We start from the raw sequence: 25277 nt of genomic DNA, 5'->3' as shown, positions 1-25277 counted from the left end.
AACGATCGCTTCCCGCTGCCAGCTCTTCGAACATACGACTCCCGGCGCTATCGTATTTGTACAGGGTTAGCGCCTCGCGTAGCGAAGTGTTGTCTTCGCACTGAGAAGATTGCCAGTAGAGACGTCCTAACGAATAGGCGGAAAAATAGTGCATCCAGCTGTGATAGTAATGGTGAGCTCGTACATAGACGCGCGATTGCAGCCATAAACTCTCTTCTTCCGTCAGCCACTTGTTGAGCACACCGACCCGTGACAGAAACCCCATTCGAACATAATCCCAGGCTTTGATTCCCCCTTCCCCACAGCACATAGCGGTTTGGGCAACGAATTGGGTATAAATCAACCCTCTCTCCGAGCCACCAGCAATTAATGCTTTCCACTCTTCAGGCAGCGTCAGTTCCAGACTGTGTTTATGATGATGCCAAGGGATGCGGTCCGTTTCGATGGAACCTTTGACGGACGCCCCCAGTCCCCCGTACATTTCGTGTTCGCTTTGGAAAACCGGGACGTACGATCCGGATCGCGGGACGCCGATACGGTAACGCTCGCGCCGAACCGGAAGAAAATTGATCAGCACGATCAGCGTATCGCTTTGCTTCTTGCCTTTCCTCATGAATGAAATGACGCTCTGCGAAGCGTCGTGCGGACTGATCCATTCATACCCCTCCAAGGCATGGTCCAGCTCCCAAAGGGCTTTTTCCTCCACGTATAACCGATTCAGGTCCGACGCGTATCGCTGCAGCTGACGGTGCTTTTCATATTCGAGCAAAAGCCAATCCAGTTCATGCTGGTCCCTCCATTCGATGAACTGCCCGAATTCCCCGCCCATAAACAGCAGCTTTTTTCCCGGAAACGTCATCTGGTAGCCAAGCAGGAGGCGAAGGCCGGCAAATTGCTGCTCATAGGTTCCAGGCATTTTGCCAAGCAGCGATTTTTTGCCGTGGACAACTTCGTCATGGCTCAGCGGTAAAGCGAAATTTTCCGAGTAGGCGTACACGACCGGGAACGTCAGCAAATGATGCTTGGACGGACGCTCCTCGAAGGCGGCCTCCACATAATCCAGCGTATCGTTCATCCAGCCCATGTTCCATTTGTAATTGAAACCAAGCCCGTTTTCGCTTACGGGAGCCGTTACGCCCGGCCATGCGCTGGATTCCTCGGCCATCATCAGCGTGTACGGGTAATAGGAAAAAACGGTCGTATTCAGCTGCTGCAAAAACCGGACCGCTTCCAAATTTTCGACGCCGCCCCGCTCGTTTAAAGGATAGTGCCCTTCATTTTTCTCGAAATCAAGCCGAATCATGCTGGTCACGGCATCCACGCGAAGCCCGTCGATATGAAACACGTCCAGCCAGAACAGGGCATTGGAAATGAGAAACGAGCGGACTTCGGGTTTCCCGTAATCGAAGCTAAGCGTTCCCCAGCCCGGTTTTTCCGCTTTTAACGGATCTGCATATTCAAAGAGCGGCGTACCGTCGAACAAGCGCAGTCCATGGGCGTCTTTTGTGAAATGGGCCGGAACCCAATCCAAAATGACCCCGATACCGGCCTGATGGCATTGATCGACGAGGTACATAAAATCATGCGGCGACCCATAGCGGCTTGTCACAGCGTAATACCCCGTGCATTGATATCCCCATGACAAATCGTATGGATGTTCGGCCAGCGGCATAAACTCTACATGCGTGTAATTCATCCGCTTCAGGTAAGGGATCAGCAGGTCGGCGATTTCCCTGTACGTATGCAGTGTCCCGTCTTTTTTTTGCCGCCATGTTCCCAGATGCATTTCATAGATGTTGACCGGCTTGCCGTACACCCCCCGTTTTTTCCGCCGCCAGGCAGCGTCTCCCCAATGGTAACCGCTCAGGTCGGTCACGACCGAAGCCGTTGCCGGACGCACCTCCGCCTGAAATGCGTAAGGATCGGCTTTCAAAAAACGTTCGCGATGCGGGCCTTCGATATCGAATTTGTAAAAAGTACCTGTCCGGATCCCCGGAAAAAAACGAGTCCAAAAGCCCGATTCGGGTATCTTATGTAATGAATCCTTTGCTCCGTTCCAACCGTTGAAGTCGGAAGCCAAGCCGACGTGCCGGGCATGCGGGGCCCAGACGGTAAACCGGACGCCTTCCAGACCATCTTCCACAGCAGGATGAGCGCCCAAAATTCTGTAACTGTGGTAGGAGGTCCCTTCATGGAATAGGTATATATCTTCCTCCGTCGGCAAAAGTCCGGAAACAGCTTTCGTCATCACCAAGCGATCATCACCTTCTTTATACAAAGAGTGAACGTGTACCATTACCCCATTTTAGCCAGATTAAACATAAAAATGACTCCTGAAAAATAAATCCGTAATTTTTCAATTTTTTTTCAATATAATCGTTTCAGTGGGCGGGGCCCCGTTTAAGCAGTAATTACCTTGAAAAATTTTTGGGAGGGAAACGACATGAAGAAGAAAGAATGCATCGCCATGTTGCTTGCCGGGGGCGAAGGCCGCAGGCTCGCTCCTTTGACATCCAAACAGGCAAAGCCTGCCGTTCCGTTTGGCGGCTATTACCGGATTATCGATTTTCCTCTCAGCAACTGCGTGAATTCGGGGATCGATACGATCGGCGTCCTCACGCAGTACGAGGCGGAGTCGCTTCACCGCCATATCGGAGAAGGCGAACCTTGGGGCCTGAAACGCAGCGGAGATGAAGGCATCACGCTTTTGCCTGCAGGCACCTCCGGCTCTTTGACATATTTAGGGACGGCCGATGCGATCTACAAAAACATGGAATACATTGAACGCCAACACCCCGAGCATGTGCTCGTCCTTTCGGGTGATCATATTTACCATATGGATTACAAAAAAATGCTCCGTTTTCATAAAGAGCATCGTTCGGAAGCGACCATTTCGGTCATGGAGGTTCCTTGGGAGGAAGCAAGCCGCTTCGGCGTCATGAGCGTGGACGGAAATCACCGCATTTCCGAATTTGCCGAAAAACCGGCGGTTCCGCAAAGCAATTTGGCTTCGATGGGCATTTATTTATTCGAATGGGATTACCTCCGTCGCCACCTGATCGAGGATGCGGCCGACGCCGCATCGAGCCATGATTTCGGCAAAGACGTCATCCCTAAAATGCTCAACGAGCAAAACCGGATGTATGCCTACCGTTTCGACGGTTACTGGAAAGACGTCGGCACCGTTCACAGCCTATGGGAGGCTCATATGGACCTGTTGAGAAACGACAACGCTTGGAAGCTCCACAACAGTGAATGGCCGATGTACACACGCCCTTGGTCGGCAAGAACGGCTGCCCATCGTTCAAAAGCCGGTATGACGGCGAACTGCCTGGTTTCCGAATCGTCCGCCGTCGAAGGCACGGCGCATCAATCCGTTGTTTTTTGCGGGGTGGAAATCGGCAAATTTTCGGAAATCAAAGACAGCATCGTGATGCCAAACGTCAAAATCGGCAGAAACGTCCATATCGAACGCGCCATCATCGGCGAAGGAGCCGTGATCAAAGACGGAGCGATCCTGAAAGGCAGTCCCGATCAGGTGATGGTCATCGGACCGCACGAAACGGTGTTTCCGAAACCAACGATCCGCACCCAACCGACCCGCTTGCTGCAGGAAGTGTACGAAAAGACTGGACGGCTGCGCGCGGAAGGCTTATCTTCATAATATTCAACAAAAGGGAAAAGCTTGTTCTTTATTTTTCGCGCAATCTTTAAACCTATGCCCCAAAAACGAAAAGAGCGAAGTCCTTTGTTCGGATTCCGCTCTTTTCCTTTATGATTCGTGTATGCCTTGATCCCCGTCGGGAAGCTCGTAAGGCGTTGCCTGCAGGCCTTCAGCCTGCTCTTCTTCCAGCAATCTCGGCAGCCGGACGACAATCGTCGTCCCGACGCCCAGCTCGCTTTGGATCAGCAGGATGCCGTGATGAAGCTCGACCAGCTGCTGTGAAATGGCCAATCCGAGCCCGGTGCCGCCATTCAGCGGATCCACCTGGAAGAAACGGTCTTTCACCTTGACCAAATGGTCCTCGCTGATGCCGATGCCCGTATCGTGAACCTTGACGACGACGTTGTTGCCTTCGAACGTCACCTGCAGGTCGATAAACGAGTTTTCATGCGAAAACTTGATGGCGTTGTCCACCAGGTTCAAAAACACCTGCTTAAGCCGGTTGGCGTCCCCTTCCACGAGTGGTTTGTCAACCGAATCGAGACGAAGCTGAATGGAGCGTTTTTCCGCTTTGGTCCACAGATTCAGCATGATCTCCTGGAGAAGCTCCTTCAAATCCACCCGGCCGAACACGACCTTCATCTCGTTTTGCTGCAGCTTCGAGAAATCGAGGATTTCTTCCACCAGGCCGATCAGGCGCTCGGTCTCTTTCGTGATGATTTCCATCCCGATTTTCGTTTCCTCCGGATCGTATCCGCCGGAATTGATCGTTTCGCTCCAGCCCTTGATGCTGGTGAGCGGCGTTCGCAGCTCATGGGAAATCGACGATATGAAATCATCTTTTACCTGATTGCTGCGTACGATTTCCTGTGCCATATAGTTCAGCGTCGAAGCCAGCTCGCCCAATTCGTATTTGTAGTCGCCCTTGATCCGGACGTTAAATTTGCCTCTGGCCATCTGGGCGGACACCGCCGTAATGGTATTCAAAGGTTTGACGATCGAGTTGGCCAGCCCCAGGCTGAAAGCAAGCACGAGGGCAAGCACCGCGGCGGCCACGCCCGTGGCAAGCAGCGTGACGTTCAGCAGCTTTTCGTTCACCCTTTCCAGGGACGTGACGTATCGGACGATATACGTGTCCTGTCCGTTGGTCTGCTCCATTTTGGAAACGGCCATGACGTCTTCGCCCGTAATCGGCTGGCGCCCGACCCAGCGCCCGATATTGCCGGATTGGGCTTGGGAAATGTCGCTCGTTTTGATCGACACGTCGGGCTGGAACTCCGAGGAGTTGATCAGCACGTCGCCCTGCATGTTCAAAATCTGCAGCTCGGTGTAATTAAGCTTATAGTTCGAGAGCAGGTTGGCAAGATCGGTTCTGCCGTCGTCCGACGTGGTAATGAACTTCTGGTATTCCTCCATCAGCTTGATATGCTGGGTAATATGGCTGTATATGCTGTCATAATAATAGCTTCTTATCGCAAACAAAAAAATGACTTCGGCCAGCAGCAGCGTCGAAAACACCACGATAAAGTAGTGCATGACGATCTGCCGGCGAATGCCTTTTTTGATCATTGTCCCTGACCCTTCCATTTATACCCGTGACCCCATACGGTCTGGAGGAACTCGGGCTCGGAAGGATTATCCTCGATCTTCTGGCGAAGACGGCGGATGTTGACGTCCACGATTTTCGGGTCGCCCATATAATCCTTGCCCCATACATGATCCAACAGCACATCCCGGCTGAGCGGGGTATTTTCTTTTTCGAGGAAAAATTGCACCAGCGAAAACTCCGTTGGCGTAAGCTCAATGATATGCCCGTTTTTCCGAAATTGCTTGGAAATCAAATCCAGCGAAAACGGCCCGGATTGGAACGTCACCTTGGCGGATGTTTCGCGGTGAATGTTGACTCTCCGCAAAAGCGACTGAATCCGCGCGATCAGCTCGGTCGGGCTGAACGGCTTGCTGACATGGTCGTCGGCGCCAACCGACAGCGCGTAAACCTTGTCCTGCTCCTGGACCTTCGCCGTCAGGAAAATGATGCCGACACGCTGGTTGGTTTCGCGGATCCGGCGGCATACCTCGAACCCGTCGATGCCCGGCACCATAACGTCCAGCAGCGCAATATCGATGTCCGGCGTGCTCAGCAGCAGTTCGAGCGCCTCGTTCCCGTTTGACGCCTCCAGAACTTCGAACCCGTTGCGCTTCAAATTGATCACGGTAAACCCGCGGATCGAATCTTCGTCTTCCAAAATTAAAACTTTACTCACTTTGCCTGTCCTTCCTTTCTATTGGCGGTACTTCGTCTTTGGATTTGTTTTTGTTGTTTGTGATGTCAAAATCGAAGTTTTTCTTGTAGCCGATCACTTTGCCGTTGTTCCGGTACAGGTACCTCCAGTCATCGCTTTGCTTATCCCATTCGCTTTGCGTGAAATATTTGATTTCGGCGATCGTTTTGCCGGTGTCGGTCGCAACGAAACGCAAATATTTGCCAAGCTGCGATTTGGTGTCCACCGTAATTTTGTTATGCAGCTGCGGAGGGAAAAATCCGAAATCGAAATCATTTTTGAAATCGTGGAATTTCTCCGCCACGAACTTCAGACCGCTTTTGCCGTCCCAGCGGTAGTACGCATAAAAATAAGGCACATCGTCCTGGTTCTTGAAATACGACCAGCCGACGGGCGGCTCGAGCAGCGGGATTTCGATGATTCCGTCATCGTTGATATCCTCGCTGTACACCCGGTACATCCGTAAAGTCTGGTCTTCTTTCGGAAGCACCGATTTCAGTTTGCCGTCTTCCATGACGATGATGCTGGTAATCGAGGACTCCCCGACCGGGGAAAGCGAAGCGTCCAGCACGATGCCGTCCACGCTATTGCCTTCTGGATCGGTGTATACTTTACCTGCGACAACATTGTAATAATTGTAAATATACGGTTTCAGCTCAAGCTTATCCAGTTCCAGAAAGCTGCCATCCTTATATTGATACGTCGTGATGAAATTGCTTTCGCCCCGTTTCAGGTTCACGATCGTCAGATCGTTCACGTGATCCCGGTTCATGTCGCTGATGACGTAGTTGGTGTAAGGCAGCTCGAGGATCCGTTCGACGTTTTTGCCGTTGTAGCTGTATACGATAAGTCCGTTTTGAAGGTCCTCTTCGGATTCGTTGTCGCTTTTCCCGGAAAAACCCGCAACGATATCCACGCGGCCGTCGTTCGTCATGTCTTTAAAATATAAAGACTCGAGAACTTTGCCTTCGCCGTCGAACGTGGTTTGTTTCGCCCAAGCGTCGCCGGTCTTTTTAAAAATCATGCCATGAATGCCGACATTCTGATCCTGTGTCTCGTAAAAAACGACCGCTTCGTTCACGCCGTCCCCATCCAGATCGACAAAGTGAATAATATTGGTGTCTTCTTCCTGGTTGGAACGGATCAGGCTGGAATTTTCCGGACGGTTCGCCTCGATAATCGAGCGCAACGATTCCTTTTCGGCCGAAAGCTCCGGCGTTTTCATGAGCAGCACGGGATCGCTTATAAACGAGCAGCCGCTAAGCATCATCATTAGCAGCAAAGCTGCGGGAATATAAAACCAGTAGCGTTTTACCAAACATGATCACTCTTTCTATCCAAAGCCTTGGCTTGCAGGCTTATAGCATATTTCGTTCGCGCACCGTCAGCCGCCGTCCGGAAATATCGAAGGCGATTTCGCCGCCGGATAAGGCGACGATCCGCGTCGCGTAGCGTTCGGCCAGTTCGATCGGGATCACGGTCAGCACGGTGGCCCGCTCTTCTTCGCAGAGCTTTTTCAGCGTTTCCATGACGCTCTCCTGCGATTTCGGGTCCAGCCCGATCACGGGCTCGTCCGCAAGGATCACCTTGGCGCCGTGCACCAGGGCGCGCGCGATCGCGATCCGCTGCCGTTCGCCGCCGCTTAACTTCTCGCATTTATCATGCGCCTTCTCCAGCAGGCCCAGCTGTTCGATGACGTCCATCGCACCCATATAATCGTCCGACCGCACCATGCCCGTCGCCATCCGCCACAGCGGCGTTTGGCCGGCTTGACCGATCAACACGTTTTTCAAAGCCGTACGGTTCAGGTTCAACTGCGGGTTCTGTTCTAAGTATGCCCATTCGCGCCTTATTTTTCTTTTGCCGGCAAACGGATCTTTTAAAATGTCGGTTCCGTCGACGGCAAAGCTGCCTTGATCCCATTTTTCCTTCAGCGCCAAACAGCGCAGCAGCGTGCTTTTTCCGCTTCCGCTCGCCCCCACGAGCGCAATCATTTCCCCCCGCTGGAAATCGAGAGAGACGCCTTTTAAAACGGGAATTTTATCGACTCCGACGGATTTGGTCAAATGCTGAATTCTGATCATGACATTTCTCCTCTTGTCTCTCGTTCTCTTTCTTCTATCATAATGCATTCACAATCAGGAGTACAGCGATACGCCGGAATCGGCTTTTCGCCTTTTCCCGAAGAAAACGCCCAGCAGCCCGAAGACGATAAATCCCAAACCGAGCGCGACGAACAGCCCTCCGTTCCATCCGTACTGCATCAGCGTCCCGCCGATATTCGGTCCGGCGATGCTGCCGACGTTAAAATGAAAGGACGCGATGACGTTCGCCGCGGGCAGCAGCAGTTTCGGAAGGATGTCCGCCGCATACGCAAGCCCGAGCGAAAAGAAAGAACCGATCATGCCGCCGGCGAGGAGAAGCAGGACCAGGATCGCGGCCGTCGACGTCCCCGCCAGCGGCACGAGCATAAACGACAAGCCGCCAAGGATGCCGCAGATCATAAGGACCCGCTTCCGGCTGAAACGGTCGCTGAGCATGCCTAGCGGGAGCTGGAGGATCAGTCCGCCCACCCCGATAAACGGCAGCAAAAACGCGATCTGCTGCTCGCTCAGTCCGACGCGCAGGCCGTAAATCGGAAAGTTGCTGTTGATTCCCGATTCCATATAGCCGTACAGCAAGGCGGGAACAAGCGCATACCAGGCAAGCGCGTAGCTGCGGCGGAACCGTTTGGCCGGACGCTCCTCCGCGTCGACCTTCTCGGGGCGCAGGTCGGGCAGCTTCACAAGCACCAGCAGGAGCACGAGCAGAACAAGAACGGCCAGCACGATAAACGGCGCGCTGTCCCCAAGCTTAAGCAGCGGAATGCCAAGCGGGCCCAGACTGAATCCGAGGCCGTAGGACATGCCGTATATCGAAAGATTTCTGCCTCTTTTCTCTTCCGGGGTTACCATGAGCACCCAAAGCTGGGCGGTATAATGCACCGCGCTGTCTCCGATGCCGACCAACAGACGCAGGATGAACCAAAACGTGACGCTGGGCACAAGCGGAAACAGGATGACGGAGATCAATACAAGCACCAGCCCGGCGCTCGCAAGTTTTTTAAAGCCGAGTTTTCCGAGCGTCCGTTCGGCGATCAGCGTCATGGCAAACGAGCCGACGTAAAGGGCCGCCGCGTTTAATCCGTTCATCGAGGACGACACGCCGAGTCGTTCCAAAAATATCGAAAGCAGCGGCAAAAGCAGCCCTTGGCTGATCCCGGCTGCTACAATCACGGTAAGCAATATGAAATAATGAAAAGACGTGCTGCTATTTTTACTGCGATGGTTAGACACGAAAATAATTCCTCCTTCTAGACTTCCGGGCAAACTACTTGAACATTATAGTGGACAACCCGCTACTCAACAAGCCATAATGAATGAAGGTGCACTGATTTCATAGGAGGTTGTCAGTTTCATGAACTATGAAGTGAAGGTAGACGTTTCACCCATATACGAGCTGCTGGGCAGTTTCATGGTATATATATCGAAGAAATGGGTCCGCAATCTGGACATCGGGCCCGAATGGATCAGTGAAGTCGCAAACAAGCTCGCGCCGGAAGTGTCCGCGGCCTTGTCGCAAGCGGCGGCTTGGCCGTTCGATGATTACGACGTGCTTTATGCTTGGGCGATTCACCGAAACAACGGCGACTCGGTGCCGAACTTTTTGGAATGCCTGTACGAAACGCCCGAGGACGTGCTTTACGCGGCGGCATCCCCGTATCTTCCCGATTTTACGGTTGCGGAAGCCCGGCGAATTCGCGATCATTACACGCCGCTGCTCGAGCTGTGGTACGAGCATTATTTCAAGAACATCGAACCGGACATTATCCCGCTGATCGAAGAGGACGCCTTGGAAAAACGGATCCTGCTCACGAAAATGGACCCGCTGAGCCTCGTGGAGTACGCTTCGGGGGGACTCGTGATCGAAAACGCGCCGGAAGTGCAAACGATTGTTCTTTTCCCGACGGTTCATAACCGGCCGATCAACGCTTATTGTTATTACAAAAAAATGATGCTGATCCAATATCCCGTCGACGTGCCCGAGGAGGATGAAGACGAACCGCCTACATGCCTGCTGCGGATGACCCATGCGCTTTCCGATCCGAAACGGCTGCGCCTGCTGCGCTATGTGGCGGAAAAGCCGCATTCCCTCAAAGAAATGATCCGGGATTTGGACCAATCCGAAGAGCTGCTCAAACATCATTTGATGATCTTGCGGGTAGCCGGCTTGCTGCGGATCCACCTGGGCGTCGAGGAGAAAGAGAAATTCAGCATCCGTCCGGACGGTGCGTCGGAGCTCCAGATGTTTCTGGAATCTTACATGCGTCTATAAGGAGTGACAACGATGAATCATACGTTCAAGCAGCATATCATATTCGATCTGGATGACACGCTCATCCATTGCAATAAATATTTCGGGCTTGTATTGGGAGAATTTTTCGAGCTGATGCATCATTGGCTCGGGGCCGGCACGTTTACAACCGATGAAATCCGGCAAAAGCAAATCGACATCGACGTCGAGCGGGTAAGCCGGACCGGTTTCAGCAGCGGCAATTTCCCGAAATCCCTCATCGAAACGTACCGGTTTTTCTGCCGCAAATTGGGACGTCCGGTCCGTTCGGAGGAAGAGCTCGAGCTGAACAAGCTCGGTCTCAGCGTATACGAACGCGATGTCGAGCCATACCCCGGCATGGTGGAAACGCTCGAAACGCTGCAAAAGGACGGCCACCGGCTGTACCTTTATACCGGAGGCGAAACCAAGATCCAGCAGCGCAAAATCGATCAAATGAAGCTTAGCGACTACTTTGGCGACCGGATCTACATTACGCAGCACAAAAATGAAGCCACGCTGGAGAACATTTTGCAAAGCGGCGCGTTTGACCGCATTTGCACCTGGATGATCGGCAATTCGCTGCGGACGGACGTCGCTCCCGCCCTTTCCGCCGGACTGAACAGCATTTACATCCGGCAGGACAACGAGTGGGCGTTCAATATGGTGGAGCTTAAGCAAAAGCCGGACAGCTCATTTTACACGATCTCCTCGATCGAGGAAATTCCGGGCATCGTCGAACGGAAGGTCCAAGAGGAACAAAAACAACGGGCTCTGAATTAAGAGTCCGTTGTTTTTTTATATCGCTTCATTTACGATTCCTCAACCCCGATAAGGCCTTTTTCCCGATCCAGCAAAACAAGCGCGCCTTGCCGCTCCCGCCCGTCGCCCGTTACGTGAAAACTTCTCGCGGTTCTCCCGTTTGCCGCCAACGAAGCGATGTCTTCCGGTTCAAGCGAAACGCCGAATTGATCCTTCCAAATGACGAACGTGCAGCCCTCCTTGTATCGGGAACAGCCATAACCCCGTCGCCCCATGATCAAGGTGCCTTGGCAGCCGGCCCGCGGGCAAGGAGCGATGCCGGTCACGGTACGGGTTTCCGATCGGGATGCGCCAGGTTGGGTTGCCTCCCGGCTGCCTTCGTTCGCATCGCCTTTTGGTTCGGCCGTTTTTTGGGAAGCAGCCTTTTTCGCCGCCTTCGGTTTGGCCGACGCAGCCGCCGATGCAGTACCGTCCCCGTCCTTCGCCGTTTTTTTGCGGCTTCTGGCGGGTTTGGTTTCCTCGCCCGGCTTTTCCTCAAAGGATTCTTTGGCGACCCGGGACTGCATTTTCACCTTGCTGATGATCATGGTCGCAAACTTTTTTACGTTCGCCATAAACGTTTCATCCGAAGCGATCCCTTTGGCGATTTCGTTCAATCGGCGCTCCCATTGCCCCGTCATTTCCGGCGAAGTCAACAGATCGACCCCGGCCCCGCGGATGACCTCGACGGCCATTTTTCCCTTTTGGGTAATGACGATCCGTTTGCCTTTCATCACGATGTATCCGACCTGCTTCAAGCGCTCGATGATGGCGGCGCGAGTGGCCGGCGTGCCGAGGCCCGAATCCTTCATCGCATCCCTCAGCTCTTCGTCTTCGATCTGTTTGCCCGCGCTCTCCATCGCTTTCAGCAGCGTGCCTTCGGTGTATGGCTTGGGCGGCTGCGTTTCTTTTTCCTTCGCTTCGCTGCGGGCGCAGCGGACGCCTGCTTTCCCATCGAGATGAAAAGGCGTGGTGACCTCTTCTTCGGGCTGCGCGTCGTCCTCGTCTTCCTTGCCTTTTTTGGAACGGCTTTTTTTGGCGTCCTTTTTCTGATCGGCATAAATGATTTTCCAGCCTTCGGAAAGGAGCTGCTTCACCGTCGTTTTAAAGGATTCCTTTTCCACTTCCGTCATGACGGTATGCATTTTATATTCGGCCGGCGGGTAAAAATGGGACAAAAACCGGCGCACGATCAGATCGTATATTTTGGCTTCGTCCGGCGCCAGGTTGCGGGCCGTTTTGTTGGTCGGCAATATGGCGTGGTGATCTTCCACCTTGGCCGGATTGCACACCGACTTATTGTTTTTATGTACGAATTTCTTGTCGGCCTGCTCCGCCAATTTCGCATAATCCGTTCCCCGGAGCTGGTCCAACGATTTGTACATCTGCGGTATGTTTTGCTCGGTCACATAGTTCGAGGTGGTTCTCGGATAACTGATTACCTTGTGTTTTTCGTACAGCGCCTGCGCCAGGTCCAGCGTTTTTTTCGCGGAAAAACCGAATTTGGCGTTTGCCTCCCGCTGCAGCAGCGTAAGGTCGTACAGCTTAAACGGATATTCCTTTGTATCTTTGACTTCATAGCTGAGAATGACTCCGTCTTTTCCCTTCACTTTCGCGGCAATCGCCTTGGCTTTTTCTTCATCCTGAATGCGTTCGCCCTGCCATAAGCCTTTGTATTCGGTGTCTCCCTGCTTAAAAAACGCCTCTACGTCGTAAAATTTGGCGGAGCTGAACGCGTCGATTTCCTTTTGCCGGTCGTATACCAACGCAAGCACAGGGGTCTGAACCCGCCCTACCGACAGCAGCACATTATGTTTCGTCGTAAAAGCGCGCGAGCCGTTCATGCCGATCAGCCAATCCGCCTCGCTTCTCGCCCTTGCCGCTTTGGACAGGTTTTCGTATTCGCTGCCGTCCTTGAGCTCCTCGAAACCTTTCCGGATCGTTTCGGGCGTAAGGTCCGAAATCCACAGCCGTTTGACGGGCTGCCGCAGCTTCAGATGCTGCTGGATGAGGCAAAAAATATGCTGGCCTTCCCGCCCGGCGTCGCATGCGTTTATCAGCAAATCGCTGCGTTTGGCAAGCTCGGCGATCACTTTAAGCTGATCCTTCGTTTTCGGATTCGGCTTCAGCTTGAATTGATCGGGAATGATCGGCAGGTCGCCGATGTTCCATTTTTTATATTTGTCATCATAGGCGTCGGGTTCGGCCAGACCGATCAGATGCCCGATCGCCCAAGTAATGATGTAATTCTCGCCTTCGATGTAGGTGCGGGCATTTTTGGCCTTCGGTTCGATAACGGCCGCGATGTTGCGCCCCATATCGGGTTTTTCTGCAATGACAAGTGTTTTCAAACTACCGTCTCTCCTCAAGTGGACGTTCGCGTTTCCACGGCAATACCCCCGCAAATGGAAGCTTCAGCATGAATGGCCAGGCTGCTTTCCGGGGCTCTAAATCATATAGCTGTTAGGAATGCAAAAGGCCGAGAAAAGGAAGCTTCCTCGGGCCGCGTTTCGTTCATTTCATAGATTCGAATAGTAATAGGATAGCATAAAACCGACGTTCTTTCAATGAAAGCGACAATCTCGGCACGTGCGAAACGGCGACTTTGCGCATGCTCATTGAATGATCCCCCTGATTTGTTGAAAAGCGGTTATGCCGAGCCGTTTTTACAAGAGTAACTCTATCGACGTGCTTTTATAAAAGACAGGCCAGGATATTCTACTAAAAAAGACTTCCCTAAATAGGGAAGTCTTTTCGGAAAAGGATAATGAATAACGGATTATTTATACGAGGACCGTTGCGCCCATCAGGTATTTGTCCACCTCGCGCGCAGCCTGGCGGCCTTCGTTGATCGCCCAGACGACCAAACTTTGGCCGCGGCGCATATCGCCGGCGGCGAACACTTTATCGACGTTCGTCTGATATTTGCCGTAAGGTGCCTTGACGTTCGATCTGCGGTCGGTTTCCAAACCGAGCTGATTTACGATCGTTTGCTCCGGTCCGTCAAAACCGATGGCGATCAAAGCCATTTGCGCCGGAAACACCTTTTCCGTGCCCGGAATCGGCTGATAGATTTTGCGTCCGGTCTCGTCGACGATCCGCTGGATTTGCACGGTATGAAGCTCCTTGAGGTTGCCGTCCTCATCCCCGACGAATTTGGTCGTCATGATGGAAAACTCACGAGGGTCATTGCCGAATACCGCTTTGGCTTCTTCCTGCGCGTAATCGAGCGTATACACGTTCGGGAACTGCGGCCACGGGTTGCTGATCGGATCGCGTTCAAGCGGCGCCATCGGATGCGTACCGAATTGGGTTACGCTGCGGCAGCCATGGCGAAGCGCCGTAGCCACGCAGTCGGAGCCGGTATCGCCGCCGCCGATGACGATGACGTCCTTGCCTTCCGCGGAGATGTACTTCCCGTCGGACAACCCGGAATCCAGCAGGCTTTTGATGGTACCGTTCAAATAGGTCATCGCGTAATGAACACCGTTCAGGTCGCTGCCTTCGATATTGAATTCACGCGGTTTGGTTGCGCCGCCGCAAAGCACCACGGCATCGTAATCGTCAACGAGCTGCTGCGAGGAAATGTCCTTGCCGATTTCGGTATTCGTCACGAAGCGGATGCCTTCGGCAGCCATCAGGTCCACACGGCGCTGCACGACCGCTTTATCCAGCTTCATGGACGGAATGCCGTACATCAGAAGCCCGCCGATCCGGTCGGCCCGTTCGTAGACGGTCACGCTGTGGCCCGCCTTGTTCAATTGGGCGGCTGCAGCCAGGCCTGCCGGGCCCGAACCGACGACGGCGACGCGTTTGCCTGTGCGTTTTTCCGGCGGTGTCGGAACGATCCAGCCTTCTTCAAAACCTTTGTCGATGATCGCCTGCTCGATCGTTTTGATCGTTACCGGCTGGCCGATGAGGCCCACGGTACACGAGCCTTCGCATGGAGCCGGGCAAATGCGTCCGGTAAATTCGGGAAAGTTGTTGGTTTTCAGCAGGCGGTCGAGCGCTTCCTTCCAAAGCCCGCGGTAGACCAAATTGTTCCACTCCGGAATCAGGTTGTTCACCGGGCATCCCGACGTGCCTCCGGTCATGTCGATTCCCGTATGGCAATAAGGCGTGCCGCAATCCATGCAGCGTGCGCCTTGCGTGCGCAGCTCTTCTTCGGACAAATGCTTGTGGAATTCTTCCCAGTCTTTTATGCGTTCAGCCGGCTCGCGGTCGGCCGGCAGCTGGCGGCTGTATTCCATAAATCCTGTAGGTGTAGACATGACGTGTTTCCCCCATCCGTTCTTTTCCTGTTGATTCTACGCATCTATAAGAACGACGCAATGATATTTCAATTATAGTAGCATCCCATTCTTTGAATATTAAATGGATTATCCGAATAATTATTTGTACTAATTAACATGCTGTTTACATTGCGATGCCAGTTATGCGTTGAGGCTACCGTCGTTCGTACGTGCAAAAACGGTAATCAAACGGATTTTTTTCATCACGGATTCCTTGTACTTCCTGAATACATTTCCATTCGCTTTCGTCGATTTCCGGAAAAAACGTATCCCCTTCGAACGTCTCGTCGATTTCCGTAATGAGCAGGCGGTCGGCGTAGGGCATCAGCAGCCGGTAAATCTCCTCGCCGCCGATCACCATCACTTCTTCCCCCCGGCTCGTTTCGACCGCTTCTTCGACGGTATGGATCACCTGCGCGCCGGCGGCCGTATATTGAGGATCCCGCGTCATTACGATATTGGTGCGGCCGGGCAGCGGCTTGGCTCCGAACGATTCCCACGTTTTCCGCCCCATCAGCACTTTTTTGCCCATCGTCTGCTCTTTGAAAAATGCCATGTCTCTCGGCAGCCGCCAAGGAAGGGCGTTATCGCGGCCGATGACCCTGTTTTTTCCCATGGCCAAAATGTACGTCATGCTCATGCCATTCACGCTCCTATTTTCAGGGATAATGCAGTTGATTGCTTATATAGCGACCGGCGCTTTAATGCCCGGATGATGCTTATAATTGAGAAATTCGAAGTCTTCGAACTTGTAATCGAAAATCGACTCCGGCTTCCGTTTGATCACCAGCTGCGGAAGTTCGTACGGCTCGCGCTCCAGCTGCGTTTTGACCTGCTCCAAATGGTTCGTATAAATATGCACGTCGCCGCCGGACCAGACAAACTCTCCGGGTTCAAGCCCGCATTGCTGCGCGACCATATGCGTGAGCAGGGCATAGCTGGCGATGTTGAACGGAAGGCCCAGGAACGTATCGACGGACCGCATCGTCAACATGCAGGACAGCTTTCCTCCCGCCACGTAGAACTGAAAGACGAAATGGCATGGCGGAAGCTTCATCTGCTCGATTTCGGCCACGTTCCAAGCGCTGACGATATGCCGGCGCGAATCCGGATTGTTTTTGATCGAATCGATGACGTTTGCGATCTGATCGATGTGCGTGCCGTCCGGCGACTTCCAATGGCGCCATTGCGAGCCGTACACCGGCCCCAAATCCCCGTTTTCGTCGGCCCACTCGTCCCAAATGGTCACGCCGTTTTCCTTCAAATAACCTATATTGGTTTCGCCGCTGAGGAACCACAGCAGTTCATGCACTACCGATTTGATATGAATCCGTTTTGTCGTCAGCAGCGGAAACCCTTCGGAAAGATCGAATCTCAGCTGTCTTCCAAAAACCGAGATCGTGCCCGTTCCCGTGCGGTCCTCCTTTGGCGTTCCATTTTCCAAAATATCATGAAGCAAATCCAAATACTTTTTCATGTTCGTTTCAACCCTTCCACTTCGCTCTGTTTGCCTTGTCGGGACCAACTTACAATTAAGGCTCGGTCACTCGGTATACCCGCAGGGGCAACTTCCCTATGATCCGATCCTTCGTTTTAACCAAAATCCTTTTTACTAGTTTACCATGCCGCAAAGCTGCGAGAAAATACATAATTTCATCCTCCGGCATCCAAAACGTTCGGAAAAACCGTATATTGATCGCGTCATTTTGGTGTTATGTACAAGGATCGGAAGTAAATGCAAAAAAACAAGAGCCTGCAGCATGCAAGGCTCTTGTTCATCACGTTATTTAATGGAGACCTCATTATCTGCGCGGCGCAATGACATGAATCGGATTGCCAAGCGCAAGCTCAGCCGTTTCCATCACGATTTCGCCCAGCGTTGGGTGAGCATGGATCGTCAAAGCGATATCTTCAAGCGTAGCACCCATCTCGATTGCGAGACCCAGCTCGGCAATCAGGTTCGAAGCTTCGATACCGGCGATGTGGCAGCCCAGAACCAATTGGGTTTCTTCGTCGAAAATCAATTTCACGAAACCGTCGGCATTGTTCAGGGACAGCGCGCGTCCGTTACCCGCAAACGGGAATTTGGCCGCTTTCGCTTTGTAGCCTTTTTCTTTCGCTTCTTTTTCGGTGTAACCTACGCTTGCGCATTCAGGATCGACGAACGCTACCGCAGGAACCACTTTATAATCGACAACCGAAGGATGTCCGGCGATGGCTTCGGCAGCTACTTTGCCTTCATAGGAAGCCTTATGCGCCAATGCAGGTCCGGCAACAACGTCGCCGATGGCGAAGATGTTCGGCTTGTTGGTGCGTCCTTGATGGTCGACTTTGATGAGTCCGCGGTCGGTCATTTCGATGCCGATCAGGTCCAGACCCAGATCTCCGTCGGTGTTTGGACGGCGTCCAACCGTTACGAGCAGGTAGTCTGCCGTAACTTCTTTCGTTTCGCCGTTCACCTGATATTTAACCGTAACGTCTTTATCCGTTTGCTCTGCGCTTTCGGCTTTGGCATTCGTAATGATTTCGACGCCGGTTTTGTTCATGCTCTTCACGACCAGTTTCGTCATGTCCGGATCGAATCCGTTCAGGATCGTATCCATACCTTCGAGAATCGTTACCTTCGTTCCGAATTTCGAGAACATTTGGCCAAGTTCGGCTCCGATGTAGCCGCCGCCGATAACGACGAGGCTCTTCGGAATTTCAGGCAGGTTGAGCGCTTCTGTCGAGGACAGGATGCGTCCGCCGAACGGGAATGCTTTCAGCTCGATCGGACGGGAACCCGTCGCAATGATGCAGTGTTTGAAACGGTAACGAGGAGATTCATGCTCGTTGAAGCAGCGTGCCTCGTTTTCGCTGATGAACATGCATTCGCCATGGAAAACTTCGACTTTGTTGCCTTTCAGAAGGCCCGCAACGCCGCCTGTAAGCTTCTTAACAACGCTGTTTTTGAATTCCTGGGTTTTGGAGAAATCCACTTTGACGTTTTCGACGGATACGCCGAATGCGTCCGCATGTTTAGCCGACTCGTATTGATGTGCCGCGGCGATCAACGCTTTGGAAGGAATACATCCGCGGTTCAAGCACACGCCGCCCACTTCGGATTTGTCAACGATCAGAACTTTTTGACCCAGCTGTGCGGCGCGGATGGCGGCAACGTAACCGCCAGGACCTGCACCAATGACCAATGTGTCGATATCGAGAGAAGCGTCTCCTACTACCATGTCTTATACCTCCATTACCAGCAGCTCAGGATTGCTGAGCAGCGATTTGATATAGTTCATAAAGTTTTGAGCCGTCGCGCCGTCGATGATGCGGTGGTCAAAGCTCAAGGACAGAGCCATAACAGGAGCGGCAACGATTTCGCCGTTTTTCACGACAGGTTTTTCCGTAATGCGTCCGGTACCCAAAATCGCAACTTCAGGGAAGTTGAGGATTGGCGTAAAGAACATGCCGCCGGCGGAACCGATGTTGGTGATGGAGATCGTGCCGCCTTTCATTTCAGCCGGAGTCAGTTTGCCTTCGCGGCCGCGTGCCGCGAGGTCGCGGATCGCGTCAGCGATCATCCAGATGCTCTTACGGTCCGCATCTTTGATAACCGGTACGATCAGGCCGTTGTCCGTATCCGTAGCGATACCGATGTTGTAGTACTTTTTGTAAACAATTTCGTTGTTTTCTTCGTCGATCGTCGCGTTCAATGCAGGGAATTGGCGGGAAGCCGCAACCAGCGCTTTGACGATGAAAGGCAGATAGGTGACTTTCGTGCCTTTTTTCTCGGCGATCGGTTTCATGCGCGCACGGAAGGCAACCAGCTCGGTAACGTCCACTTCGTCCATAATGGTAACGTGAGGCGCCGTGTAAGCCGATTTAACCATCGCATTGGCGATTACTTTGCGGATGCCTTTGAATGGTACGCGTTCTTCTTCTGCGCGAGCATCCACTGCCGGAGCTGCTGCGGACGCTGCCGGAGCGGCTTTTTCCTCTTTCGCTGCCGGAGCTGCTGCTTGGCCTCCGCCGTTTTTGAATGCTTCGACGTCTTCTTTGGTGATTTTGCCGTTGTTGCCTGTGCCTGTCACTTGAGTGATGTCAACGCCTTGTTCGCGCGCAAATTTGCGTACGCTCGGCGTAGCCAGCACTTCTTTGTTTGGAGCTGCCGGAGCCGGAGCGTTTTCTCCGCCTTGCTTAGCCGCTTCAGGGCTGTTTTGGGCTGGAGAAGAAGTCGTTTCCGCGCCGCCTTGAGCCGCGTCAGCTTCCATGGAATCATGATCCGCTGCAGGAGCCTCTTGTTCCGGAAGTTCGCCTTCCGCATCGATAATGGCAACGACCTCGCCTACGCGGCACACTTGTCCGTCCTTGGCGAAAACTTCCTGCACCGTACCGTTCACCGGGCAAGGAACCTCGACCACCGCTTTGTCGTTTTGTACTTCCATGATGATGTCGTCGTCTGTTACTTTATCGCCTGGCTTGATGTGCATTTTAATAATTTCGCCTTCATGCAAGCCTTCGCCCAATTCCGGGAACCGATATTCAAATTTTGCCACCTTTAGTACCTCCTATCAAAACTCTTTTTCTTAGAATTCCATGACTTTGTTGACTGCAGCGATAATCCGAGCCGGCGTAGGAAGCCATGTATCTTCGATTTGCGCAAATGGATATACCGTGTCCGGAGCCGCTACGCGGAGAACCGGCGCTTCCAGGTGCAAAATGGCTTTTTCGTTGATTTGCGCGATAACTTCTGCGGCAACGCCGGAAGTTTTTTGCGCTTCCTGCACGACGATGGCACGGTTTGTTTTCTTCACCGATGCAACGATCGTGTCGATGTCCAAAGGATTCAGCGTGCGCAGGTCGATGATTTCGGCTTTGATGCCTTTCGTTTTTTCAAGCTCTTCGGCAGCTTTCGTCGCGGTGTGAACCATCATGCCGTAAGCGATGATCGTTACGTCGGAACCTTCGCGAACCACATTCGCTTTGCCGATTTCTACGGTATAGTCCCCTTCAGGCACTTCCGCGCGGAACGCATGGTACAAGTTCAAATGCTCCATGAAAAATACGGGATCGTTGTCGCGGATGGCCGCGATAAGCAGGCCTTTGGCGTCGTACGGGTTCGAAGGCACTACCACTTTAATACCCGGAGTTTGCACCGCCAAACCTTCGAGCGAGTCGGTATGGAGTTCGGCTGCTTTAACCCCGCCGCCGAAAGGCGTGCGGAACACGATCGGAGCGTTGTAACGGCCGCCGGAACGGTAACGCATGCGAGCCGCCTGCACGAACATTTGGTCCAGCGCTTCGAAAATAAAGCCGACGAACTGGATTTCGGCTACCGGACGGAAGCCTTGGATTCCCAAACCGACAGCCAGGCCGCCGATCGCGGATTCAGCCAGCGGCGTATCGAAAATGCGCTCTTCGCCGAATTCTTTTTGCAGCCCTTCCGTTGCACGGAACACGCCGCCCACATTACCAACGTCTTCACCGAACACAATGACGTTAGGGTCACGCTTCATCTCCACGCGGATTGCGTCGCGGATTGCTTCTTTCATATTCATTTGTGCCATTGCTTCATTTCCTCCTTAACATTCACAGTTCACGTTGCAAGTCCAAGTAGCGGATTTTCGATTATTGGAAATCGGCTTTTTGCTCTTCCAAATGTTTCGGCGTCGTTTCGAACATGCTGTCGATGAGGCCAGGAACAGTCATTTTCTCGGTTTGTTCCGCTTTTTTGATTTCTTCGTTCACTTTCGCTTTCGCTTCTTCTTTTACGCGAGCCGTATCTTCTTCGGACCACAGTCCTTTTTTCTCCAGATATTTGCCGAGGCGGATGATCGGATCCTTCGCGTTCCATTCGCCTTCTTCGTCTTTCGTACGGTATTTCGTCGCGTCGTCGGACAAGGAGTGCGGACGGAAACGGTAAGTTACCGCTTCGATCAAAGTAGCGCCTTCGCCTTTGCGGGCAAGTTCAGCAGCTTCGCGAACCGCGCTGATGACTGCGAACACGTCCATTCCGTCGACTTTGACGCCGCGGATGCCTGCCGCTACCGCTTTGTGGGCAATGGACAACGCCGCCGTTTGTTTCGAGAAAGGAGTTGTAATGGCATAGCCGTTATTTTGCACAAAGAAAATGACCGGAAGCTTGTAACGTCCAGCATAGTTGAGGCCTTCGTAGAAGTCGCCTTCGGAAGAACCGCCGTCACCGGTGTAAGTGATGACCACTTGTTTTTGCTTTTTCAGCTTGTAACCCATCGCGATGCCCATCGCATGCAAAATTTGCGCGCCGATGATGATTTGCGGCATCAATACGTTGACGCCTTCCGGAATTTGGCCGCCATGCTGATGGCCGCGGGAGTAGAGGAACGCTTGATACAATGGCAGTCCATGCCATACGATTTGCGGCATATCGCGGTAACCAGGGCAAATGAAGTCGTCTTTTTCCAATGCAAATTCACTGCCGACCATCGTCGCTTCTTGACCGGATACCGGAGCGTAGAAGCCCAGGCGGCCTTGACGGCCAAGGTTCACGGCGCGGTCATCCCAGGTGCGGGTAAATACCATGCGGTACATAATTTCTTTCAGTTGATCATCAGTAAGGTTAGGCATTTTATCTTCGTTAATGATTTCACCTTCGGGAGAGAGCACGGAAAGTGCTTCGACTTCCTCGGTATACACTTCATAAGGCACCTTGCTCATTATCTTCACCTCAACAAAAAAATTTGAATATCAGGCTCTGCTGTTATAGAATTATTATACACCTGTTTTACTCGATTCGTCAAAGCTATTGCGGATAAATTTCGAAAATATCGAGTTTTGTATATGTAACAGTGTATTGATAAAACTATAACAGTTTTCGAGTATTTGACAAAAGCTTGAATATTCCCACATGATGGAAACGCAAACGGCAACGTTTATGGGGATGAAAAATCAACTGCAAGAAGGGTGAACACGGATGACGGATTCAAAGTATTTAAAAAGAACGATTCTTAAGGAACAAATCGAAAGCCGGTTTCTGAATGAAACACGCAATCTTCGCGTTTACCTCCCGCCGGGATATAATGAAATTTTGAGCTACCCTGTCGTGTATTGCCAGGACGGCGAGGAGTTTTTTAACTTCGGACGGATCGCGACGACCGCCAATTATTTGATTCTCGACGGTCATGCCGACCCTTTCATCATCGTCGGGGTTGACGTGGATACCTCGGTCCGCACCGATGAATACGCGCCGTTCGGCAGCCGTTTCGACGCCTATACGCGCTGCTTCGCAGAAGAGATTATTCCCTTCATCGAAGCCAAATATCCCGTGCGGCGGGAAGCATCCGAGCGGGTTCTGGCCGGTGACTCCCTCGGCGGCAGCGTCTCTTTGCACCTGGCTGTCCGGTATCCGGAGCTGTTCCGGCGCATCATCAGCCTTTCCGGCGCGTATTATCCGGCTTCCCAGGACATCTTCGAAGCGCAGGACGACTTGTCCTGGCTGGACGTTTATATGATTGTCGGACTGCAGGAAACGGCATTCGAAACCGATCACGGCACCCATAATTTCGTGGAGTTAAACCGCCAGACCCGCGAACTGCTTCTGGACAGAGGAGCTAAAGTGGAGTATGCGGAAAAAGACGGCAAGCATATTTGGGGATTTTGGCAAAAAGAACTGCCGAATGCGCTGACGTATTTTTTCCGCGCGTGATACTGCACAATCATGCGGGTTAAGACTTAAAAAGGTGAACTGAAGACGTACGCCGACTTGCGGGATAACGTTCTTTGGTTCACCTTCTTTTTTTCGAACCTCCCCTCATTCAGAAATGATTGCGTTTTCATTGTTTTTCCGAAAAAACGGCAACAATGCCGCTTTTTCATGAAAAATGTACGGTTCATTTGCAAAATCTTCAGCAGGTTACAGCTTCTCTGAACGGATTTTATTTAATAATGCTTCGCAGCCGGCATCGATCAACTCGTACACCTGCTCAAAGTTCCCCGTGTAATACGGGTCCGGCACTTCCCGAAGCTCATGCTCCGGCAGCAGATCCATAAATTTGAGCAAACGTTCCGTTTTGGCTCCCGGAAGCTTTTTCACGTTTTCGAGATTGCTGTTGTCCATGCACACGATGTACTCGAAGGTTTCAAAATCCGGGCTTGCGATGCGGCGGGCCGAAATGCCTTCGTAACCGATCCCCTGCTCGTCCAGCATACGGCGCGTGTCCTGATGCGGTTTTTGGCCAAGGTGCCAGTCTCCGGTTCCGGCCGAGTCCACCGTGATCAGGTTTTGAAGCCCGGCTTGCTTTACTTTATGGCGCATGACGGCCTCGGCCATCGGCGAACGGCATATGTTGCCCAAACATACGAATAATACGGATACCATGTTGTTGAATTGCCTCCTCTGTTATGCTGTCTTCCGGCTTTGTTTGCCCTTGGTTCCCTTTATGGATAGATCGGTCGAAGAAGACATGTGAAGCGAGCGCCGCGGAAGCTTCCATCTATAATGTACGGAAAGCATGCGCAGCAGGACGATCACAGCAAAGAGAAGGACCGCCTGCCAGGTCGAACGGACCCAGTCCAGCCCGATCATCGCACCGGCGATGGCTGCCCATACGGCGTAGATTTCATCCTTGAGCACTAGCGGCTTGCGTCCCGCAAGCAAATCGCGGATAATCCCTCCGCCGATGCCTGTCATCACTGCGGCAACCACGACGGCCGACAGCGGATGGTGCATGTTTGCGGCGTAAAGCGCTCCCTGAATGGCGAAAGCCGACAGACCGATGGCGTCGAAAAAAGCCTCCGTCCGCTTCCAATGTTTGATCCAACCCAATGGCAGCAGGAACGCCACGATAATCGACAAAATCGCCAGCTTGATCAGCAGGCCTTGGCTCCATAACGTCGTAACCGGCACGCCGATCAGCACGTTTCGGATGACGCCTCCGCCGAACGCCGTCACAAGTCCTAGCACCAGGATGCCCAGGATGTCGTATTCTTCCTCCATGGCGACGAATGCGCCCGACATCGCAAAAGCGATGGTGCCGATGATGCTGAATATTTCAAATGCATGCATGTCCAATTTCTCTCTAACCTCTCCCCTATCCTATGTCTTCATTATTGTAGTCGTGCCCGGCCGGATTGCGCAAGATCGATTTTATCTTTTTGGATTTTTGCGAACTCCTCCTTTATACTGGAATCACAACTTAGTAGGAATGAAATGGATTTAGGGGGAAACGTCGATGAACCGTAAACGCGTCGTTATTTTTTCCGGAGGGGATCTGTATCCCCAATACATCAACGAAATTCAGCCGGCGGATTTTGTCATTGGAGCGGACAAAGGAGCTCTGTTTTTGATTCGCCACGGCATCAAACCCGATCTCGCCGTCGGCGACTTCGATTCGATATCGCCGCAGGAATTGAAGCATGTCCGTGCGGAAAGCGGAAATATCATCGAATGCGATCCGGTCGACAAAGACCTATCCGACACCGAGCTCGCGTTCGAAATGGCGGCGAGGCAGGAGCCGGACTTTATTTTGCTGATCGGCGGGACGGGAACGCGCATGGACCACACGCTGGCCAATGTGCAAATGCTGAACTGGGCGCTCCAGCATCAAATCCGATGCGCCATCATGGACCGCAACAATTACATTACGTTAACCGGCTCCACGATCGAAGTGCTCGACCGGGGCTTCAAATATGTATCCTTGCTTCCGATGACGCCGGAAGTTACGGGAATTACCCTCGAAGGGTTTCAATATCCGCTTGAAGACGCCACGCTCAAAATGGGCGATTCCCTCGGCATCAGCAACGTTCTTCTTGGAGACCGCGGCCAGGTAAGCATTGCAAGCGGACTGCTGCTCGTGATTCAAAGCCGTGATTAACCGATTGGAAAAAGGATGGTACGCTGCCATT

Annotated in this window: 21 protein-coding genes and 1 pseudogene; 5 read left to right on the top strand and 17 right to left on the bottom strand. The window is 52.6% G+C overall.

The genetic code is table 11. From position 1 onward, the window contains the following. Together GQY55_RS31605 and glgB are read right to left on the bottom strand one after the other, a co-directional pair. Positions 1-343: DUF1266 domain-containing protein (locus GQY55_RS31605; protein WP_236575830.1), on the bottom strand; the 343-nt coding region annotated here is incomplete at its 3' end. A gap of 42 nt (positions 344-385) precedes the next feature. Next, a pseudogene (gene glgB / locus GQY55_RS24130) lies at positions 386-2248 on the bottom strand (1,4-alpha-glucan branching protein GlgB); the annotation flags it as partial. Positions 2249-2443: 195 nt separating this feature from the next. On the opposite strand from glgB, the gene GQY55_RS24125 reads away from it, so the two are divergent. Continuing rightward, positions 2444-3664, top strand: coding sequence for a glucose-1-phosphate adenylyltransferase (locus GQY55_RS24125; protein ID WP_160044467.1), 1221 nt, complete (start codon positions 2444-2446; stop codon positions 3662-3664). A 108-nt stretch (positions 3665-3772) separates the two neighbouring features. On the opposite strand, the gene GQY55_RS24120 is transcribed toward GQY55_RS24125, so the two are convergent. From GQY55_RS24120 to GQY55_RS24100, 5 genes are read right to left on the bottom strand one after another with little or no spacing between them, the layout of a single operon-like run. After that, entirely contained in the window at positions 3773-5233 is a 1461-nt protein-coding gene (locus tag GQY55_RS24120) for a sensor histidine kinase (RefSeq protein ID WP_160044466.1), read from the bottom strand. Then, positions 5230-5928 (bottom strand): response regulator transcription factor, encoded by a 699-nt coding sequence (locus GQY55_RS24115; RefSeq protein WP_160044465.1) that lies wholly within the window; start codon positions 5926-5928, stop codon positions 5230-5232. The genes GQY55_RS24120 and GQY55_RS24115 overlap by 4 nt, the downstream gene beginning before the upstream one ends. Then, the gene (locus GQY55_RS24110; protein WP_160044464.1) at positions 5921-7264 is read right to left on the bottom strand and encodes a hypothetical protein; all 1344 of its coding nucleotides are present in this window, start codon (positions 7262-7264) and stop codon (positions 5921-5923) included. The genes GQY55_RS24115 and GQY55_RS24110 overlap by 8 nt, the downstream gene beginning before the upstream one ends. A 40-nt stretch (positions 7265-7304) precedes the next feature. Next, positions 7305-8030 carry a phosphonate ABC transporter ATP-binding protein gene (locus GQY55_RS24105; RefSeq protein WP_160044463.1) on the bottom strand — a complete coding sequence of 242 codons (726 nt, stop codon included), beginning with the start codon at positions 8028-8030 and terminating at the stop codon, positions 7305-7307. A gap of 54 nt (positions 8031-8084) precedes the next feature. Continuing rightward, positions 8085-9281 carry an MFS transporter gene (locus GQY55_RS24100; protein ID WP_160044462.1) on the bottom strand — a complete coding sequence of 399 codons (1197 nt, stop codon included), beginning with the start codon at positions 9279-9281 and terminating at the stop codon, positions 8085-8087. Between the two features lie 121 nt (positions 9282-9402). Here GQY55_RS24100 and GQY55_RS24095 point away from each other — a divergent pair, with 121 nt between their 5' ends. Together GQY55_RS24095 and GQY55_RS24090 are read left to right on the top strand one after the other, a co-directional pair. Beyond that, complete coding sequence (locus tag GQY55_RS24095) at positions 9403-10320, top strand: ArsR/SmtB family transcription factor (protein ID WP_160044461.1); 918 nt, start codon at positions 9403-9405, stop codon at positions 10318-10320. A gap of 12 nt (positions 10321-10332) precedes the next feature. Continuing rightward, a complete protein-coding gene (locus GQY55_RS24090; RefSeq protein WP_160044460.1) occupies positions 10333-11100 on the top strand; it encodes an HAD family hydrolase in 768 nt (255 codons plus the stop codon). A gap of 29 nt (positions 11101-11129) precedes the next feature. Here GQY55_RS24090 and GQY55_RS24085 read toward each other — a convergent pair whose 3' ends face one another. The 8 genes from GQY55_RS24085 to pdhA form a co-directional block, all read right to left on the bottom strand. After that, positions 11130-13469 (bottom strand): DNA topoisomerase 3, encoded by a 2340-nt coding sequence (locus GQY55_RS24085; RefSeq protein ID WP_160044459.1) that lies wholly within the window; start codon positions 13467-13469, stop codon positions 11130-11132. Positions 13470-13901: 432 nt separating this feature from the next. Further along, positions 13902-15389, bottom strand: a complete 1488-nt coding sequence (locus tag GQY55_RS24080; protein WP_160044458.1) for a glutamate synthase subunit beta — start codon at positions 15387-15389, stop codon at positions 13902-13904. A 175-nt stretch (positions 15390-15564) separates the two neighbouring features. Next, positions 15565-16050, bottom strand: coding sequence for a dihydrofolate reductase (locus GQY55_RS24075; RefSeq protein WP_160044457.1), 486 nt, complete (start codon positions 16048-16050; stop codon positions 15565-15567). A gap of 42 nt (positions 16051-16092) precedes the next feature. After that, positions 16093-16887: a thymidylate synthase gene (gene thyA / locus GQY55_RS24070; protein ID WP_160044456.1), complete on the bottom strand. Its 795-nt coding sequence runs from the start codon at positions 16885-16887 to the stop codon at positions 16093-16095. A 325-nt stretch (positions 16888-17212) separates the two neighbouring features. Further along, complete coding sequence (gene lpdA, locus GQY55_RS24065) at positions 17213-18634, bottom strand: dihydrolipoyl dehydrogenase (RefSeq protein ID WP_160044455.1); 1422 nt, start codon at positions 18632-18634, stop codon at positions 17213-17215. 3 nt (positions 18635-18637) lie between these two features. Next, complete coding sequence (locus GQY55_RS24060; protein WP_160044454.1) at positions 18638-19951, bottom strand: dihydrolipoamide acetyltransferase family protein; 1314 nt, start codon at positions 19949-19951, stop codon at positions 18638-18640. A 30-nt stretch (positions 19952-19981) separates the two neighbouring features. Further along, on the bottom strand, positions 19982-20962 hold the full coding sequence (locus GQY55_RS24055; protein WP_160044453.1) for an alpha-ketoacid dehydrogenase subunit beta: 981 nt from the start codon (positions 20960-20962) through the stop codon (positions 19982-19984). A gap of 61 nt (positions 20963-21023) precedes the next feature. Then, entirely contained in the window at positions 21024-22091 is a 1068-nt protein-coding gene (gene pdhA, locus GQY55_RS24050) for a pyruvate dehydrogenase (acetyl-transferring) E1 component subunit alpha (RefSeq protein ID WP_160044452.1), read from the bottom strand. Between the two features lie 256 nt (positions 22092-22347). Between pdhA and GQY55_RS24045 the strand changes: the two genes are divergently transcribed. Continuing rightward, positions 22348-23079, top strand: a complete 732-nt coding sequence (locus GQY55_RS24045; RefSeq protein ID WP_160044451.1) for an alpha/beta hydrolase — start codon at positions 22348-22350, stop codon at positions 23077-23079. Positions 23080-23286: 207 nt separating this feature from the next. Here GQY55_RS24045 and GQY55_RS24040 read toward each other — a convergent pair whose 3' ends face one another. Both GQY55_RS24040 and GQY55_RS24035 read right to left on the bottom strand, forming a co-directional pair. Then, positions 23287-23751, bottom strand: a complete 465-nt coding sequence (locus tag GQY55_RS24040; RefSeq protein WP_160044450.1) for a low molecular weight protein-tyrosine-phosphatase — start codon at positions 23749-23751, stop codon at positions 23287-23289. 21 nt (positions 23752-23772) lie between these two features. Next, on the bottom strand, positions 23773-24438 hold the full coding sequence (locus GQY55_RS24035) for a trimeric intracellular cation channel family protein (protein WP_160044449.1): 666 nt from the start codon (positions 24436-24438) through the stop codon (positions 23773-23775). A 166-nt stretch (positions 24439-24604) separates the two neighbouring features. Here GQY55_RS24035 and GQY55_RS24030 point away from each other — a divergent pair, with 166 nt between their 5' ends. Beyond that, complete coding sequence (locus GQY55_RS24030) at positions 24605-25246, top strand: thiamine diphosphokinase (protein WP_160044448.1); 642 nt, start codon at positions 24605-24607, stop codon at positions 25244-25246. Positions 25247-25277 lie beyond the last annotated feature (31 nt).

It is taken from the genome of Paenibacillus sp. USDA918EY (assembly GCF_009870825.1).
Classification (GTDB): Bacteria; Bacillota; Bacilli; order Paenibacillales; family Paenibacillaceae; genus Paenibacillus_AQ; species Paenibacillus_AQ albilobatus.
This window is presented reverse-complemented; position numbering and strand designations above follow the sequence as displayed.